This window comes from Streptomyces sp. NPDC020742, from assembly GCF_040641675.1.
In the GTDB taxonomy this organism is placed as follows: domain Bacteria; phylum Actinomycetota; class Actinomycetes; order Streptomycetales; family Streptomycetaceae; genus Streptomyces.
Genome location: NZ_JBFAEA010000015.1, coordinates 1 through 15,847 on the forward strand (window position 1 = coordinate 1; position 15,847 = coordinate 15,847).

Sequence of the window (15,847 nt, forward strand, 5' to 3'; positions counted from 1 at the left end):
TCACCAAGGTGTTCCTGTACGCGGACGCGCAGGGCATCGACGGGTTCATCAAGGCCGCTGAGGCTGCCGGCTCCCCGCATATCGTCCTGCTCTCCACCAGCTCCCTCACCAGGGAGAACGCGGAGAACAACCCCATCGCGCAGATGCATGTCGCGGTGGAGAGCCGACTGCAGGCCTCCGCACTCCCGTGGACGTTCCTGCGGCCCGGGACCTTCGCGACGAACACCTTGCAGTGGGCCCCCGCCATTCGTGCCACCGGGACGGTCAAGGCCCCGTACCCGCAGGCGCATGCCTCGGCCATCCATGAGACCGACATAGCCGATATCGCGGTGCGCGCCTTCACCGAGCCGGGGCACCAGGGGCAGGCGTACCTGTTGAGCGGGCCGGAGTCGGTGACCCAGCAGGAGCAGATCGAGTGCCTCTCCGAGGCCACCGGCCGCCCGATCCGGCTGGAGGAGGTCAGCCCGGAGGAGTACCGCGCCACCCTCAGCCGCTGGGGCGGGGACAACTTCATCGACCAGCTGCTGGAGTACCTGGCGATGTGGGACGGCAAGCCCATGCCGGTGTGCCCCGCCTACACGGAACTGACCGGCAAGAAGGGCCGCACCTACGCGCAGTGGGCCGTCGACCACGCCGCCGACTTCCGCCCGGTCGGCTGAGCATGCCGCCGAGCACACTTCGACCACCTTTCGAGCAGAGGAACTCCCGATGATCCAGCAGCAGACCCCTTCGGTTTCCCCCAGCGCACAGACCGGATGGCTGCCCGCGCCGGTGGGGGAACTGATGCCCCTGGTAACCGGTCTCGGCGCAGGCCTTGCCCTGTGCACCGCCTGTGACCTGGGCCTTCCCGATGCGGTGGGGGAGGAGCCCACGCCCGTGGGGAAGATCGCGGAGCGCGTCGGTGCGAACCCGGATCTGGTCGGACGCCTGCTGCGCGCACTCGCCGCTTTCGGGTACTTCCGCCCGGCCGGCGCCGATCACTTCGCCCACTCACGGCTGTCGTCGATCCTGCGCACCGGCGCCCCGGAAGGCGGCGGAGTCTTCCTCCAGACCGTCCGTGACGAATGGATGGGCGGCAGCTGGACGGGCCTGACCGAAGCGGTGCGCAGTGGCCGGCCGGCCCTGCCGGCCCGCCATGGGAAGGGCATGTTCGAGTACTTCGCCCAGGACGCTCCCCGGGAGGGCGAAACCTTCAACGAGGCCATGACGCTCATGGTCGGCAGCATGAACGACGTGCTGGCCGAGCACATCGACGTCGGGAACGCACGCCGGTACATCGACGTCGGAGGCGGCCAGGGCACCATGCTGCGCGCCGTGCTCCGACGTAACCCCCAGCTGGAAGGCACGCTCTTCGACTTGGAGCAGGCGCTGACCGAGGTCCACGAAGACCTGCGGACCGGTGAGCTGTCCGGACGCTGCGAGGTGGTACCGGGCAACGGCCTGGAGTCCGTACCGGAGGGCTGCGACATCTACCAGATGCGCACGGTGCTCCACATGTGGGACGACGAGACCTGCATCCAACTGCTGCGCAACTGTGCCCGCGCCGCCCGGCCCGGAGCCCGCATCATCGTCATCGACCAGCTCGTGGACCCCGAAAAGCCCGACCCGATGTCCACGCTCATGGATCTCCAGATGTTCCTGATCGCGGGCGGCCGGGAGCGCAGCGAGCAGGAGTTCGCCTCGCTGTTCGAGCGCGCCGGGCTGGAGTTCACCAGGGTGGTGCGCACGCCCGTACTGCTGCATCTGATCGAAGCGACCGTGCCGGCGTCATGACGACCGGGACCCAGGAGCGCCGCCGCGACAGCCCCCAGCGGCTGTCGGCGCGGTCCCACGCCTTCTTCGACCCGCGTACTGCGGTGCACTTCGACGAACGCCTGGATACCTGGCAGGTGTTCAGCCGCTGGGATGTGCTTCGGGTCCTCAACGAGAAGGGGACGTTCTCCGCCGGCTACGGCCTCAGCGACGAGGCCCGGCTGCGATCGCACCCCTCACTGGCCGGGATGTGGGCGGCGGAAGGGGCACGCCACGACGACCTGCGGGCCGTGGTGGCCCAACCCTTCCGCCGTACGGTGCTGGCCCGCCTCGCCCGGGAGGTGCGGGACATCGCCTCGGCGCTGCTCGACGAGGTGATCGAGTCCGGGACGGGGCGGATCGAGGTGGTGGGCACGCTCGCCGACCACCTCCCCAGCCGGGTCATCTGCCGCGTACTCGGTCTTGACCTCTCGTACGCCGAGCGGATGCGTACCTGGGTGGAACAGATGTCCCAGAGCACGGCCGCCACCAACGAACTGCCCCCACAGCCGGATCTCGTACGGTTCTTCCAGGAACTGATCGAACTACGGCGGGCCGCGCCCCGGGACGGCCTGGTCGATGACCTGATAGCCGCCCACGAGGCCGGCTACCTGGTAGACGGTCGGCCGATGACCGAGTGGGACCTGGTTGGCTACTTCGCCATGATGCTCAGTGCGGGTGTGGACACCACCGCGACCAGCATCGGCAACGCCTTCCTCTTCCTCACCGAATACGGATGCTGGGGGCAACTCGCCCACAATCCCGAACTGGTGCCCAACGCCATCGAGGAGACCCTGCGCTGGTATCCGGCGTTCCCCGGCGTCCGGCGCTATGTGCTGGCGGACACCGAGGTCGGCGGACACCACGTCCGCGCAGGGCAGTGGGTGACGGGCTGGCTGACCTCGGCCAACAGAGATCCGGACAAGTTCCCCGACCCGGACCGCTTCGACATCCATCGGCGCCCCAACCCGCATCTCAGTCTGGGCTACGGGAGGCATCACTGTCTGGGGGCCCCGTTGGCCCGACTCGAACTACGGATACTGATCGAGGAGGCGGCCGCCCGGCTGCCGGGCCTGCGCCGGGACACCGAACGGCCGATCAGCCGGCGTGAGTGGATCGTCGATCCGCTTGAGCAACTCCACATGGTCTTCGAACCGCCCGCCGGAACTCCTCCACCCCGTCGCGGAGGCCCGGCAGAACGGAGCTGACACGAACCGGACATCACCGCCCTGGCCGGTGCGAGCGGGAAGCCGGCATTCTGGAGTCATGAACGCTGCAGAACTAGCCGGTTTCCTCCGTACCCGCCGGGCACGAGTGCAGCCCATGGACGTGGGTCTGGAGGAAATCGGACGGCGCCAGACGTGTGGATTGCGCCGGGAAGAGGTCGCCGGCCGCGCAGGAGTTTCGCTGGACTACTACACAAGGCTTGAGCAGGGGCGTCGTCTGCGCCCCTCCCGGCAGGTGGTGGTCGCCCTGGCCAGGGCGCTCAAACTCTCCGACGACGAATGCAATTACATGCTGGGCCTCGTCGGAGAGGTTCCGCTGCCGACACCTTCGACACCGAAGGTCCATGCCGGTGCGCTGCGACTGCTCGATCAGCTCGACGACATCCCGGCCATGGTGCTGAACTCCCGATACGACATCCTCGCCTGGAACCGCATGGCAACGGCCCTGGTAGGAGACCTGGAGCGCATCCCGGAAGGCGAACGCAACACCCTGCGTTGGCTGTTCTCCGGACCGGCACGTGAGGTCAGCCCGCACGATCACGCACAACTGGGACGTAGCTGTGTCGCCGACCTCCGCACGACGGGACGCTATCCGGAGGACCCTGGCGTACGGCAACTCGTGCATGAACTCTCCCAAGAAAGCGCCGAGTTCGCTGCTCTCTGGGCCAGCCATGAAATCGGTATCAACCGCACCATGACCAAACGCATGGTCCACCCCCTCGCGGGATTCCTGGAATTGAATTGCGAGCTGCTCGCCATTCCGGAATCCAGTCAGCGGCTCATGTTCTATACCGCAACACCGGGAACCGCCACGCACCGTGCGCTGCGCAGCCTGCGGGAGACCGTGGAGGAATCGTTCAACTGCTGACCCCGGCGGTGCCCTACGGCGCAACCACGCGGCAACACGGTCCATACGCAGGCCGGCTTCAGTCCGTCTTCAAGCCTGGGGCGGCACGATCAACGGCATTCATCACTCTGTGTGGAGGTGGCAGCGCGTGCCGGAATCTCAGGTTGACGCCGGGCTGGAGTTCGCAGCGTTCCGCAGCGTTCCGGAAGCGGAGATCCAGGACGCGTTCGCGCGGTTGGTCCGGTCGGTGTGGGCGCAGGGCGGGCCCACCGTTGATGCGCCGGCCTGGGTGCGCAGGGCGTTGGCACACCTGGGCGAGGGGTCCGAGGCCCACCAGGCCCGCCTCGTGCTGCTGCTGGGCCTGTTGGTGGACACTTCGGAAGCTGCGCCCGCGCTCGACGTACGGGGCGAGGTCAGGAGCGGGCTGGACGCCCTGCTCGCCGAGCTCACCTCCCATGCCGCGCGGTCGGCGGGCACCTCCCCGCTGACACTCGCGCTCCTGTACCTCCTCGGGCACTTCCCCGAGGACGCCGCCCGGATCCTCGACCGCACACGGGGGATCGAGCTGCCGGCAGAGGACAGGGCCCGCTTCGAGCGGTGCCTGGCGCACTGCGACGTCACCGCTCCGGCGCTGGGCCGGGTATGGCCGTCGCCGGCCGGATGGACGCTGACGGACGAGGAACACGCCAGGGACCGCCAGTGGGCGGCACAGTTGGACCACGCCACGGTCAAGGCTTTCTGGGACAAGGACACCCGGTCTCTCCTCGCCTACGCCGGCGCCAAGGCGTACGGCGCGATGACCGTAGGACTGAGCGGCCAGGACTCCGCCCAACAGGAGATCGCGCCCCCCGACCGCACCGGGCCGGCACACCCTGGCGGACCGCTCGGCCGGCATGCCGAGGTGATCCGCTGTCCGACGTGCCGCCATCGGCTCACCGAGGCGGCGCACGGCGCGACGTGCACCGGGTGCGGCACGCGGTACCAGGCGCGTCGCGGCTACCTCGACCTGACCTCGGCCGCCGATGGGGCGGCCGATGTGATCGGCGAGAACGCACCCATGTACCTCCCGCGCTACGAGTCCTTGCTGCGCCCCGCCTTCCTCCGTGTGCACGGCATCAACTGGAACGACGCGATCAGCGTGCAAGCGGAGCACCAGTACCTCGCCGACCACGTGCGGCCGGCCCAGGGCCCGGTGCTGGACCTGGCCGCCGGTGCCGGCAACTGGACCAGGACGCTGGCGCGGACGGTCGGCGCAGAGCGGGTCATCGCGCTGGACCTGGCGACCGCCATGCTCGACCGGCTGCGCAGCACGCTGCCCGGCGTACTGCCGCTGCGCGGATCCGCCGTGGAACTCCCCTTCGCCAACGCCTCGTTGGGGGCGGTGAACTGCTGGAATGCGCTGCAGGCCATGCACGATCCCGAGGCGGCGATCCGGGAGGTGGGCAGGTGCCTGCGCCCCGGTGGCACCTTCACGCTCCTGACGTTCCAGCCCGCGCCGGACCCGGTGTACCGGCACTTCCAGACCCAGATCGAAGAGTGCCTCGGCGTGAAGAGCTTCCACCCCGATGCCTTGGCTTCCGCGCTGGAGGCGGCAGGAATGACCGTACGGGCGATGACGGCCCCCGGGACATTCCTCCTTCTCACCGCCGTGCGCGAAGCGTAATGACGGGCGGCGTTCCACAGGTTTCCCACCGAGTGCATCCGGGAGACCGGCGCTGCCGTGCATGACCCATGACCTGGAACAGAGCCCAGGACCCCTGCGAGAGAAAGGGATTGCATGCCGACCGATACTTCTCCGGGAGATCTTCCGGAGACCATCAGCGTCATGAAATCACGCAGTGTGCTGCGAAATTATGCGCCGGAACCAGTCGACGACGCTCTCGTCACACAGATGCTGGACGGAATGCTGGCCGCGCCCACCGCATCGAACAAACAGGCGTGGTCATTCGTCGTGGTGCGGAATCCGGAAAGCGTCCGGCGGCTCAGGGCCTTCGCGCCAGGCATCATCGGCACGCCCGCGCTCATCGTCGTGGCCTGCGTGGACACGCGACGGATGGTCGGGATCTCGGCAGAGGTTTCGCAGCGGATCTACGAAACCGCGAAGTTGTGCGTGGCCATGGCGGTGGAGAACCTGCTGCTTTCCGCACACGCACTGAAACTCGGAGGGTGCCCGGTCGGCAGCTTCCGGGAAGACGCCGTACGACTGCTGCTGGGGCTGCCCACTTTCATCGAGCCGATGCTGACGGTTCCCATCGGGTACCCCGCGCAAGCGCCCACACCCTCCGAGCGTCGCGACAAGAACGAGGTGGTCAGCTATGAAACCTGGGGGCACGCCGATGCCGCAATCTAGGCTGCATGAGGAAATTGCGCTGCTCGCCGCCTATCTGCTGAGCAGCGGGCGCGGGCTGTTGGACGAGCCGGCCGATTACGGCGCGTTCCGCTGCACCGACGCCGCCCGCCGGGCGTTGCGCATCCTGGAGGAGAACGGGCTGGTCAACCAGCAGTTGTCCGAGGTGCGACAGCGGCTGGACGCGTTCATGTTCGCCCCGATGGGAGACGACGGTCCGGACATCTCCGAGCTCCTGGACGACACCTGCCTGCAGATGGCCGTCGCACTGCGGGACTTGACCAACTCCGCCTGAGCGGATTCGAAAGGGCTGGGCATGGAACCGGAGCACATACCGGACACCGTAAGCGGGTTACGTGCGGAACCGATGACCGAGGACTGCCGACTCATCTGGAAGCGCGGGGACCACGCTCTCATCGGAATCAGCGGGGGGAACAGCTACTTCAACCAGTACCGCTTGAGCGCCCTGATGCAATGGGCGGCCGACCACTTCGCGGAAATCGATGTGGTGTATGTCGACACGCACATGGAGGACCTGCTCATCGCGGACGGCCGAAGTCCCGAAGACGCCGCCAGGTCGGTACGGCGGACCATGAAGGACGTACGACGCCGGATACGCCGATCCTTGGAAGGGATGGGCCCCCGGGCGGCGCTCTTCCGTGTGCGGGCCCTCTCCGAATTCATGGACATGGAGGAATACCAGAAGATACGGGAGCGCGCGGAACATGCCTTGCGGGACGACCGGGAATTCTCGGCAGCCTGCGACCGCATGGTTCACCAGGTCATGCTCAACAAGAAGGGCGACCCCAGCACGATCAGCCCGGAGTACATGCAGGCAGGGCGGAAGTACGTCCTTGCGGAGGCCCCGCTCTTCATCGACTCTCCGGCCATCTTCGACGTACCCTCGTCGACGCTGCTCTACCACCTGAGAACGCCGGTCACCGAATGCCTCGCGTGGGACCAGAGCGGCTTCCGGGCAGCCCGCGAACAAGGCTACGTCGTCGTCGGCCCACCGCCGGAGAACACCGACTGAGCTTCCGTCGGTGAGGTCCTCCAGCGCCGTACGGCGGTCGTGGGCGCTGCGCCTTCACCGTGTCAGCCCCGCGTCGTTGGCGCACAGTGCCGCCTGTACCCGGTTGCCCACCTCAAGGGTGGCCAGGATGCGGCTGACGTGTGCCTTGACCGTGCTCTCCCGCATGCCCAGCCCGGTGGCGATCTCGGCGTTGGACGCGCCGCCGGCCAGGTGCCTGAGCACATCGGTCTCGCGCGGCGTCAGGCGCCCCACCCGGGTCCGGGCGGCGGCCGAGGCGCCGCGCGCCGTGTGGTGATGGTGCGCGATGAGCCGTCGGGCGGCGGCGGGGTGCAGCATGGCCTGCCCGTCCGCGACGACCTCGACGGCCCGGATGATCTCCGCGGGGTCGGTGTCCTTGAGCAGGAAGCCCACCGCTCCAGCGGCCAGGCCGTCGTAGACGTACTGGTCGAGGTCGAACGTCGTGAGCATCACGACCTCGGGCGGCTCCGGCAGCGCGCGCAGCAGTCTGGTGGCCTCGATCCCGTCCATGCGGGGCATCCGCACGTCCATCAGGACGACGTCCAGGCGCTGTGCGGTGGCCCGTTGGACGGCTTCCCGGCCGTCGGAGGCCTGTGCGGCGACGGTGATGCCGGGGGCGTCGTCCAGGAGGTCGGCGAGCGCCAGCCGCACCAGGCCGTCGTCGTCGACGATCATCGTCCGGATCATGCCGCCCCCCTGCTGGTCCGGTCGTCGAACGGGATGGTGGCGGCCACCCGCCAGCCACCCGCTCCCGTGGGACCGCACTCCAGACGGCCGTTGAGCGCGGCGACCCGCTCGGTCAGTCCGACCAGGCCGTAGCCGGAACCCGCGGCCGCGGCCTCGGACGCGACGCCGGCCGGATTGCGGACGACCACCGTGGACTGCGGCGGATCGTAGCGCACCTCGAGCTGTGCGGTGGCCCCGGCGGCGTGCTTACGGGCGTTGGTCAGGGCTTCTTGCGCAAGGCGGTGAATGGCGAGCCGATGGCTGGCCGGAACGGAGGCGGGGTCGCCCTCGATGACCGCCTCGATCTGCTGCCCGGCCGTCCGCGCCTCGTCGATCACCGTCGAGAGTTCGGGCAGACCCGGTACCCGGGAGGCCGGCGTCCGCCCGGTGTCGTGGCCGCGCAGCACGCCCAGGACGTCCCGCAGATCACCGAGCGCGTCGGTGGACGCGGTGCGCAGCAGGCCGATCCGGTCGGCCACCGGCCCGGGAAGGTCGGCGGACCGCCGCTTGAGCGCACCGGTGTGCAGGGCGATGGCCGTGAGCCGGTGGGCGAGCACATCGTGCATCTCCGCGGCGATCCGGGTGCGCTCCTCCAACCTGGCCTGTTCGGCGCGGAGTTCGCGCTCCACCCGCAGACGGTCGACCTGTTCGGCGAGGGCGGCGACGTGCCGGCGGCGGTTGCCCGTCCACAGGCCGATGACCACCGCGGTCAGTAGCACCAGCAGCGGCCCGTAGGTACGGGTCGTCCACAGGCTGCTCCCCGGATGCGCCAGCGAACTGCCGATCATCGCGACCACCACGCACAGCCCCTCGAAGGCGAACCGGCCACGGGCGGCGCTGTGGAAGAACACGACCAGCAGGGGGAAGAACAGCCCCAGCAGCACCGCGCCGACCATGGTGCTCAGCACGGCGAGCGCCGGCCAACGGTGCCGCAGCAGGACCGAGAGGGTCAGCGCCGCGGCCATCGGGACGCGGGGGCTGAGCAGCGTGCCACCCGCGCCCACAGCGGCCTGTTGTACGGTTCCCACGCCGATGATGCAGATCATCAGAGCCTCGGCCCACCACGGCCAGGGCCGGCCCGTCATCCTGTTCACCGGGCCAGCATAGGTATGCAACCTCCTTGCCACCTCGGCCAGTTGGCGGTCCACACCCCCTACTTTCGTACGGGGTGGCCGTCGTGGACCGGCCGATGGAGCCGTTCCGGCCACCACCTAGCGTGGGCGGGCATGAACCAGATACCGACCTCCGTCGAAACCGCTCCCGCGCGCACCACCCCGACCGGCTCCCCACGACCCAACGGCGCCACCGCGTTCCTCCGGGAGGCCGCCCGTTCCCTGCACACCACCGGCGCGGTCGCGCCGAGCGGCGCCCTGCTCGCCCGGAGGCTCGCCGCGCCGCTGCCCGCCCCCGGCGGTCGCAGCCCGCTGCGCGTCCTGGAGGTCGGCGCGGGAACCGGTACGGTCACCCGCGCGCTGGCCGAGCGCATCGGGCCGGGCGACCGGCTGGACACCGTCGAGATGAACCCCCGGTTCGTACGGCTGCTGACCGAGGCGCTGCGGACGGACCCGGCGCTGGCGGCCGCGTCCGAGCGGATCCGGATCGTCCCGGAGTCGATCTGCCGGACGCCGCTGCCCGAGGAGAGCTACGACGTGATCGTCTCCTGCCTCCCCTTCATGAACTTCGCCCCCGACATGGTGCGTTCCCTGCTGGAGCGGTACCTGGCCGCCCTGGTCCCCGGTGGGCACCTGACCTTCTTCGGCTATCTCGGCACGCTGTCCCTGCGGAGCCTGTTCGTCCGCCGCACCGAGGCCGCCCGGCACCGCGCGGTGGCGGACGTGCTGGCCGAGTACTGCGCCCGTTTCGGCGGCGGGGGAGGCGGCAGCGTCGTATGGCGCAACCTGCCGCCCGCCCGGGTCCTGCACCTGAGGGCACCCCTGCGGTGTGTGGGCGTCGCGGACCCGGATGCTGCCGGTCGGTGAGGACGAGGGCGTCCGGCGATCCGTTGTCGAGGGTGCCGCGACCTGCCGCGCACCCGTGATCAGGCAGTGTCAGGCGCCGTCGGGCAGCGGCCGTCGGTAGTGGAGGCGTACGACGCCGTTGCCGAAGGTTCGGGTGCCGGTGAGGTGGAGGTGGGTCGTGGTGTCCGAGGCGGAGAAGAGGGGCTTGCCGCGGCCGATGAGGACCGGGTGGACAAGGATCCGGTACTCGTCGATCAGGTCGAGCCGCCGGAAGGAGGCGGCCAGGTCGGCGCCGCTGAGCGCCAGGTCGCCGCCCGGCCGGGCCTTGAGCGCCTCGATCTCCTCGGCCACGACCTCCCGCGCGATGGTGGTGTTCCAGTCGGCCCGCTCCAGGGTCCGGGAGAACACGGTCTTGGGCATCTCCCGCCAGATTTCGGCGAATTCGGCCATCGGGCCGGCGTTGGCGGGGTCGGCGTCGGCGGTGGGCCAGAAGTCGGCCATCAGCTGGTGGGTGACGCGTCCGGCGAGGAAGCCGCCCATCCCGGCGAGCTCCTCGTTGAGGTACCGGTGCAGCTCGTCGTCGACCAGGTGCCAGTCGATCTCGCGGTTCGGGCCCTCGATGAAGCCGTCGAGGGACACCGACATCATCAAGATCACCTTGCGCACGGGATGACCTCCTCCGTCGCCGGGGGCGCACTGTCCATGGGCGGGACCCTACGCCTGCCCGGCTGTCCGGGCCCCTGTCCACCCGCGGTCGAGTCCGCGTGTGTCGGCACGTCGGCACGTCGGCACGTCGGCACGCCGGCGCGTCGGGGCACGTCGGCTCGTCGGTGCGCTGCGGCGGAGGGCAGCCCCCGTCGCCCCTCGCTCAAGGTGCGGACGGAGCGTAGTCCGGTCGATACTTTTGGTATGAATGAGCGATTTATTCCCCTTCCTGGAAGTGACCGTGCGTCGGCGCCCCGCATACGCACCGTGGGCCCCGTCGAGGCGGCGGCGCCGGTCGAGGCCACGGTCGTGCTGCGGCGTCGCGCCGAGGTGCCGCACGACCTGATCGTGGGGCCCGAGACGATTTCCCAGGCCGAGCTGGCGCAGCAGTACGGCGCCGATCCGGCCGATGTCGATCTCGTGGGTGAGGTGCTGGGCCGCCTCGGTCTGCGGGTGATCGACGCCGATCCGGCGTCCCGCCGGGTCACGGTGTCGGGTACCGCGGAACAGATGGCCGCGGCGTTTCGGACCGAGCTGTCCCGGGTGGAGAGCCCGGACCCGGTCGGCGGGGCGCCCGTCGAGCACCGTCACCGCGAGGGGCAGCTCCACGTCCCCGCTGAGCTGGACGGGGTGGTCGTGGCGGTGCTCGGTCTGGACGACCGGCCGCAGGCGCGGCCCCATCTGCGGCATGCCCACACGGAGGCCCGCCGGATCTCGTACCGGCCGACCGAGCTCGCGAACGTCTACCACTTCCCGCCCGGCACCGACGGCAGCGGCCAGAGCCTGGCGCTGATCGAGCTGGGCGGCGGCTTCCGGCAGCAGGAGCTGGAGACCTACTTCAGCTCGCTCGGGCTGCCGACGCCGCGGGTGACCGCGGTGAGCGTCGGCGGCGCCCGCAACCACCCCGGCGAGGACGCGGATGACGAGGTGCTGCTGGACATCGAGGTCGCCGGCGCGCTGGCACCCGGCGCCGAGCAGCAGGTGTACTTCGCACCCAACACCGACAGCGGCTTCGTCACCGCGGTCAGCCAGGCCGTGCACGCCACGCCGACGCCGGCCGCACTCAGCATCAGCTGGGGCGCCGCCGAGGAGTCCTGGACCGAGCAGGCCCGCATGGTGTTCGACGAGGCGCTCGCCGACGCCGCGGCGCTCGGGGTGACGGTCTGCGTCGCGGCCGGCGACGACGGCAGCGCCGACGGGATTGACGACGGTCGGCCGCACACCGACTTCCCGGCCTCCAGCCCGCACGCCCTGGCCTGCGGCGGCACCCGCCTGGACGCCGACGCCGCCACCGGAGAGGTGCGCAGCGAGCGGGTGTGGGGCGGCACCGACGGCGGCGGTGCCACCGGTGGGGGCGTCAGCACCGCGTTCCGCCTGCCGATCTGGCAGAACGCGGCCGGTGTGCCGCACAACGGGAGCACGGGCCGCGGCGTACCGGACGTCTCGGGCGTCGCCGACCCCGCCACGGGCTACGAGGTGCTGATCAACGGCCGCCGCTCGGTCATCGGCGGCACCAGTGCGGTCGCCCCGCTGTGGGCGGCCCTGACCTGCCGGCTGGTCCAGGAGCTCGGGCGCCCGCTGGGGCTGCTGCACCCGCTGCTGTACGCCGGTGTCACTCCGGGCCACACCTCGCGCGGCTTCCGGGAGATCATCGACGGCAGCAACGGTGCCTTCCAAGCCGGCCGCGGCTGGAACGCCTGCACCGGTCTGGGGGTCCCGGACGGCACCGAACTGCTGGCGTCGCTGCGGGAGTTGACGCACGGCTGAGGGGGTCGGCGCACCGCCGCCCGGAGAGTGGTCCGGACCGTGGTCCGTGCCGGCCCTCGGGGAGTCAGTCCCCCACCGGGGGCCGGTACGGATGCCGGGTGCCGAAGCCGGGTGCCGGGGCACGGTGCTGCGGGCAGCTGTCGTACGGGCGCCTGCCCGCCGGCCCCGGCCCCGGCCGGCGGGCTCAGGGCGTCTGGGCCTTGGTGTAGAGGTCCTTGGCGTCATCGCCGAAGTACGGGCCGAACATGGTGTTCGGCAGGAACGTGTAGCCGAAGCTGTTGACCGAGGACTGCAGCCCGGTGCCGGTCTTCTCGTCGAACGAGGAGAACCAGGGGCCGCCGCTGGAGCCGCCGGTCATGTTGCAGGACAGCCCGTGGTCGGTGGTGAACAGCGGGTCCTTGATGGTGGTGCCGCTGCAGTAGATCAGCTTGCTGCCGTCGTACGGGGCGGCCGCGGGGTAGCCGAAGTCGTACATCGCCTTGCTGTACCCGGAGTTGAAGGACAGGCCCTGGCCGCCGACGGCGTCGATGAGCTTCTTGCCGTCGAGCGGGGCGACGACCGCCGCGCCCACGTCGTAGTTGATGTCCTCGCTGGCCGTCCACTGGGGGGTGGAGAGGGTCTTGGTGGCGGCCCACTTGCCGTACGGGGCCTGGCCGTCGTGGTAGCCGGGCACGAAGACCCAGTTGGTGTGCCAGGCGCCGCCCAGCTTCACACAGTGCCCCGCGGTGAGCACCGTGCTCTTGTTGGTGCTGGTCACCGCGTCGCCGGAGCAGGAGGCGGTGCGGCCCTGGTAGGTGAAGAACACCCGCCCGGTGGTTTTGACGACCGCGCCCTGGCCCGTCCAGGGGCCGCCGGGCTGGGGGTTCGCCGCGGGCGACGGCGCGGGGCGGGCCGACCCCTGGGGCAGTCGGGGGAGGGTGGGGCGCACCGTCAGCGGGACGCCGCGCGGGACGGCGGCGGCCGGCGCCGAGGCGGAACCCGTCGACGGGCCGGTGAGGTCGAGGGGGACCGCGGAGCGCATCCGGGCCGCGGTCCAGAAGGCGCCCGCGCCGGTCTGCGGGGCGGGGGAGCGGTCGGAGTGGTGCGGGGTGGCGGCGCCGGCCGGTCCGGTGGGGAGTAGCAGGGCGAGCAGCGCGCCGGTGGCCGTCACGGTGCCCAGGGCGGTGCGGGACCGGGCGGCGGAGCGGGCCGCGGATATGCCGTGAACTGCCGTGGTGGCACGAGCGGTTCGTCTCACGCGTAACTCCTTCTGCGGGGCCGCGCGGTGCAGCGCGCGGCCGGGGGAGGGGGCCGCGCGCGGGCGGCCCGGCAGACGAGTGGTGCGGATCCGAGGTAAGGGTGCCACCGGAAGCGTCAGGAGGGCAGGGGGCGGACCGGATCGGTCCGGTGCGGGCTGACGGTGCGTCAGCCCCGGCCGATGTAGGGCATGGTGGTCGCCAGGACGGTGGCGAACTGCACATTGGCCTCCAGGGGCAGCTCGGCCATGTGCACGACCGTACGGGCGACATCGGCGGCGTCCATCACCGGCTCCACCGCCACCTGCCCGTTCGCCTGCAGGATCCCGGTCTGCATCCGCCCGGTCATCTCGGTCGCCGCATTGCCGATGTCGATCTGGCCGCAGGCGATCCGGTACGGACGGCCGTCCAGGGACAGCGACTTGGTCAGCCCGGTCACCGCGTGCTTGGTGGCGGTGTAGGCGATGGAGTGCGGCCGGGGCGCATGGGCGGAGATCGAGCCGTTGTTGATGATCCGTCCGCCCTGCGGGTCCTGGGCCCGCATGGTGCGGAACGCGGCCTGGGCGCAGAGGAAGGCGCCGGTGAGGTTGGTGTCCACCACCGCGCGCCAGTCGTCGTACGACAGCTCCTCCAGCGGCCCGGCCTTGCCGAAGGTGCCGGCGTTGTTGAAGAGCAGGTCGAGCCGGCCGAAGCGGTCCCGTACGGCGGTGAACAGGGCGTCCACCTGGTCGGGGCGGGTGACATCGGTCGGCACCGTCAGCACCGTGGGGCGCTCGGCCGCGGCGTCGGCCACCAGGCGGGCGGTCTCCGCCAGCGCCTCGGCGCGCCGCCCGGCCAGCGCCACCGTCCAGCCGGCCTCCCCGAGCGCCCCGGCCACCGCCCGCCCGATGCCGGAGCCGGCGCCGGTGACCACGGCCACCTTGCGGGGCGCGGCACCGCCCCGCCGTGCCTCCTGTGGCGCCGGCTGCGTCTGCGCGCCCGCCGCGGCCCGCGAGAGGGGGGCCGGCAGCGTGGGCCGGGTCGCGGTCGCCGCCCCGCCCACCTGCCCGGCCCGTGCCGTCGGGGTTGCCTGCGCTGCCCGTGCCCGCTCTGTGTTCTGTGCCATGGCGGCAGCGTAGACGCCCGCCCGGCGCGCACCGGGCGATCGGGCCGGGTGGTGCGGATCGGGTGGTGCGGATCGGGACGGGCGGGGTCAGCCGCAGGGGTGGAACCGCTGGAGGACGGCCGACTTGGCGGCGGTGAACTCCTCCTCGGTCAGGGTGCCGTCGCGGCGCAGCTCGCCCAGTTCGCGCAGCCGGCGCAGCAGGGCGTCGTGGTCCTCGGCGGGGGCGGCGGGCGGATCGGCGGGTGCCGGGGCGGGGCGGGGCAGTGCCGGGGCGGCGGGTGCGGCGGCGGGCAGCGGGTGCGCGGCGCCGCCCTCGGGTGCCCCCGGATGCGGTAGCCGTGCGGTCACCGCGGCGGCCAGCAGTGCCGTCGTCCCGCTCTCCTTCTTGAAGCCCCACAGCTCGATGGCGTACGGGTCGTGTTCCGGCTTGAGCCGCTGCGTCACGCCGTGCGGGCGGAAGCGGAGGTACCCGGAATCCAGCCCCGCGGCGGGCCGCCACTCCACCGAGCGGAGTTCGGTCAGCGCGAGGTCCCGGGGGCCCTGGTGGCGCTTGGTCTCGCTGGTGTTCCAGCGCCACTCCAGGTGCACCCGCTCCCCGTCGAAGGCGGCGGTGCCGTCCACCCCGGCGGCGGTCAGCGGGACGGCGGGGCCGGGCAGCAGATAGCGGTCGCAGGGCCCGTCCGGTATCTCCTCCAGCAGCAGCGCCTGACGGACCGTGTCGACGAAGTACTCGGCGACCTCGACCCGCCCGGCGTCCACCGCCACCTGGTACGGATTGGCGTCGTCCGGGAGCCCGCCGCCGGTGGCCTGCAACAGCGGGTCGGCGCCCGCCCGCAGCCGCAGCCGCAGCCGGCCGCCCCTGCGGGCCGGCTCGTAGGCGAGGCCGGCCAGCGCGGCCAGCGGCACCGTGAACTCGCCCAGGTCCTGCCGGAGTCTGTGCACCCCGCGCTCGCTGCCGGGCACGATGCGCACGCCCTCCCCGTCGAAGCTCCACGTCCCGTCGCGCACCATCAGTTCGGCCATGCCCCGAATCCTACGGAGTCACCGCACGGTGCCGTGATTGTCCGGCGGAGTCCGTTGCGGGGCCAA

16 protein-coding genes are annotated in these 15,847 nt (G+C 71.2%); 10 read left to right on the forward strand and 6 right to left on the reverse strand.

The genetic code is table 11. The features are described 5' to 3' along the window. From AB0G84_RS23755 to AB0G84_RS23790, 8 genes are all read left to right on the forward strand, one after another. Positions 1-659: NAD(P)H-binding protein (locus AB0G84_RS23755; RefSeq protein WP_361324130.1), on the forward strand; the 659-nt coding region annotated here is incomplete at its 5' end. Between the two features lie 49 nt (positions 660-708). Then, positions 709-1,773: a methyltransferase gene (locus tag AB0G84_RS23760; protein ID WP_361324133.1), complete on the forward strand. Its 1,065-nt coding sequence runs from the start codon at positions 709-711 to the stop codon at positions 1,771-1,773. Continuing rightward, on the forward strand, positions 1,770-2,999 hold the full coding sequence (locus tag AB0G84_RS23765) for a cytochrome P450 (RefSeq protein WP_361324136.1): 1,230 nt from the start codon (positions 1,770-1,772) through the stop codon (positions 2,997-2,999). Before AB0G84_RS23760 ends, AB0G84_RS23765 begins: the two co-directional genes overlap by 4 nt. 58 nt (positions 3,000-3,057) lie before the next feature. Continuing rightward, complete coding sequence (locus tag AB0G84_RS23770; protein WP_361324139.1) at positions 3,058-3,885, forward strand: helix-turn-helix transcriptional regulator; 828 nt, start codon at positions 3,058-3,060, stop codon at positions 3,883-3,885. A 127-nt stretch (positions 3,886-4,012) separates the two neighbouring features. After that, a complete protein-coding gene (locus AB0G84_RS23775; RefSeq protein WP_361324142.1) occupies positions 4,013-5,527 on the forward strand; it encodes a methyltransferase domain-containing protein in 1,515 nt (504 codons plus the stop codon). Between the two features lie 114 nt (positions 5,528-5,641). Next, on the forward strand, positions 5,642-6,214 hold the full coding sequence (locus AB0G84_RS23780) for a nitroreductase family protein (protein ID WP_361324145.1): 573 nt from the start codon (positions 5,642-5,644) through the stop codon (positions 6,212-6,214). Further along, complete coding sequence (locus AB0G84_RS23785; protein ID WP_361324148.1) at positions 6,201-6,506, forward strand: DUF6092 family protein; 306 nt, start codon at positions 6,201-6,203, stop codon at positions 6,504-6,506. Before AB0G84_RS23780 ends, AB0G84_RS23785 begins: the two co-directional genes overlap by 14 nt. 21 nt (positions 6,507-6,527) lie before the next feature. Next, a complete protein-coding gene (locus AB0G84_RS23790; protein ID WP_361324151.1) occupies positions 6,528-7,244 on the forward strand; it encodes a tRNA-dependent cyclodipeptide synthase in 717 nt (238 codons plus the stop codon). Positions 7,245-7,298: 54 nt separating this feature from the next. On the opposite strand, the gene AB0G84_RS23795 is transcribed toward AB0G84_RS23790, so the two are convergent. Beyond that, positions 7,299-7,949 carry a response regulator transcription factor gene (locus AB0G84_RS23795; protein ID WP_361324154.1) on the reverse strand — a complete coding sequence of 217 codons (651 nt, stop codon included), beginning with the start codon at positions 7,947-7,949 and terminating at the stop codon, positions 7,299-7,301. Beyond that, positions 7,946-9,073, reverse strand: a complete 1,128-nt coding sequence (locus tag AB0G84_RS23800) for a histidine kinase (RefSeq protein ID WP_361324594.1) — start codon at positions 9,071-9,073, stop codon at positions 7,946-7,948. Before AB0G84_RS23800 ends, AB0G84_RS23795 begins: the two co-directional genes overlap by 4 nt. Before the next feature lie 141 nt (positions 9,074-9,214). Here AB0G84_RS23800 and AB0G84_RS23805 point away from each other — a divergent pair, with 141 nt between their 5' ends. Beyond that, on the forward strand, positions 9,215-9,967 hold the full coding sequence (locus AB0G84_RS23805; protein WP_361324157.1) for a methyltransferase domain-containing protein: 753 nt from the start codon (positions 9,215-9,217) through the stop codon (positions 9,965-9,967). Between the two features lie 69 nt (positions 9,968-10,036). Here AB0G84_RS23805 and AB0G84_RS23810 read toward each other — a convergent pair whose 3' ends face one another. Continuing rightward, positions 10,037-10,612: a dihydrofolate reductase family protein gene (locus tag AB0G84_RS23810; protein ID WP_361324160.1), complete on the reverse strand. Its 576-nt coding sequence runs from the start codon at positions 10,610-10,612 to the stop codon at positions 10,037-10,039. Positions 10,613-10,855: 243 nt separating this feature from the next. Between AB0G84_RS23810 and AB0G84_RS23815 the strand changes: the two genes are divergently transcribed. After that, positions 10,856-12,418 (forward strand): S53 family peptidase, encoded by a 1,563-nt coding sequence (locus AB0G84_RS23815; protein WP_361324163.1) that lies wholly within the window; start codon positions 10,856-10,858, stop codon positions 12,416-12,418. A 184-nt stretch (positions 12,419-12,602) separates the two neighbouring features. On the opposite strand, the gene AB0G84_RS23820 is transcribed toward AB0G84_RS23815, so the two are convergent. The 3 genes from AB0G84_RS23820 to AB0G84_RS23830 form a co-directional block, all read right to left on the reverse strand. Next, a complete protein-coding gene (locus AB0G84_RS23820) occupies positions 12,603-13,568 on the reverse strand; it encodes a peptidase (RefSeq protein ID WP_361324597.1) in 966 nt (321 codons plus the stop codon). 254 nt (positions 13,569-13,822) lie between these two features. Beyond that, on the reverse strand, positions 13,823-14,758 hold the full coding sequence (locus AB0G84_RS23825) for an SDR family oxidoreductase (RefSeq protein ID WP_361324166.1): 936 nt from the start codon (positions 14,756-14,758) through the stop codon (positions 13,823-13,825). Positions 14,759-14,845: 87 nt separating this feature from the next. Further along, on the reverse strand, positions 14,846-15,781 hold the full coding sequence (locus AB0G84_RS23830; RefSeq protein ID WP_361324169.1) for a DUF4429 domain-containing protein: 936 nt from the start codon (positions 15,779-15,781) through the stop codon (positions 14,846-14,848). Positions 15,782-15,847 lie beyond the last annotated feature (66 nt).

Bases quoted from the DNA above. Each gene is read 5' to 3' on its own strand.
- AB0G84_RS23770 (WP_361324139.1), top strand. From the start codon at position 3,058: ATGAACGCTGCAGAACTAGCCGGTTTCCTCCGTACCCGCCGGGCACGA.
- AB0G84_RS23780 (WP_361324145.1), top strand. From the start codon at position 5,642: ATGCCGACCGATACTTCTCCGGGAGATCTTCCGGAGACCATCAGCGTC.
- AB0G84_RS23795 (WP_361324154.1), bottom strand. From the start codon at position 7,949: ATGATCCGGACGATGATCGTCGACGACGACGGCCTGGTGCGGCTGGCG.
- AB0G84_RS23785 (WP_361324148.1), top strand. From the start codon at position 6,201: ATGCCGCAATCTAGGCTGCATGAGGAAATTGCGCTGCTCGCCGCCTAT.
- AB0G84_RS23800 (WP_361324594.1), bottom strand. From the start codon at position 9,073: ATGACGGGCCGGCCCTGGCCGTGGTGGGCCGAGGCTCTGATGATCTGC.
- AB0G84_RS23790 (WP_361324151.1), top strand. From the start codon at position 6,528: ATGGAACCGGAGCACATACCGGACACCGTAAGCGGGTTACGTGCGGAA.
- AB0G84_RS23805 (WP_361324157.1), top strand. From the start codon at position 9,215: ATGAACCAGATACCGACCTCCGTCGAAACCGCTCCCGCGCGCACCACC.
- AB0G84_RS23825 (WP_361324166.1), bottom strand. From the start codon at position 14,758: ATGGCACAGAACACAGAGCGGGCACGGGCAGCGCAGGCAACCCCGACG.
- AB0G84_RS23765 (WP_361324136.1), top strand. From the start codon at position 1,770: ATGACGACCGGGACCCAGGAGCGCCGCCGCGACAGCCCCCAGCGGCTG.
- AB0G84_RS23830 (WP_361324169.1), bottom strand. From the start codon at position 15,781: ATGGCCGAACTGATGGTGCGCGACGGGACGTGGAGCTTCGACGGGGAG.
- AB0G84_RS23815 (WP_361324163.1), top strand. From the start codon at position 10,856: ATGAATGAGCGATTTATTCCCCTTCCTGGAAGTGACCGTGCGTCGGCG.
- AB0G84_RS23760 (WP_361324133.1), top strand. From the start codon at position 709: ATGATCCAGCAGCAGACCCCTTCGGTTTCCCCCAGCGCACAGACCGGA.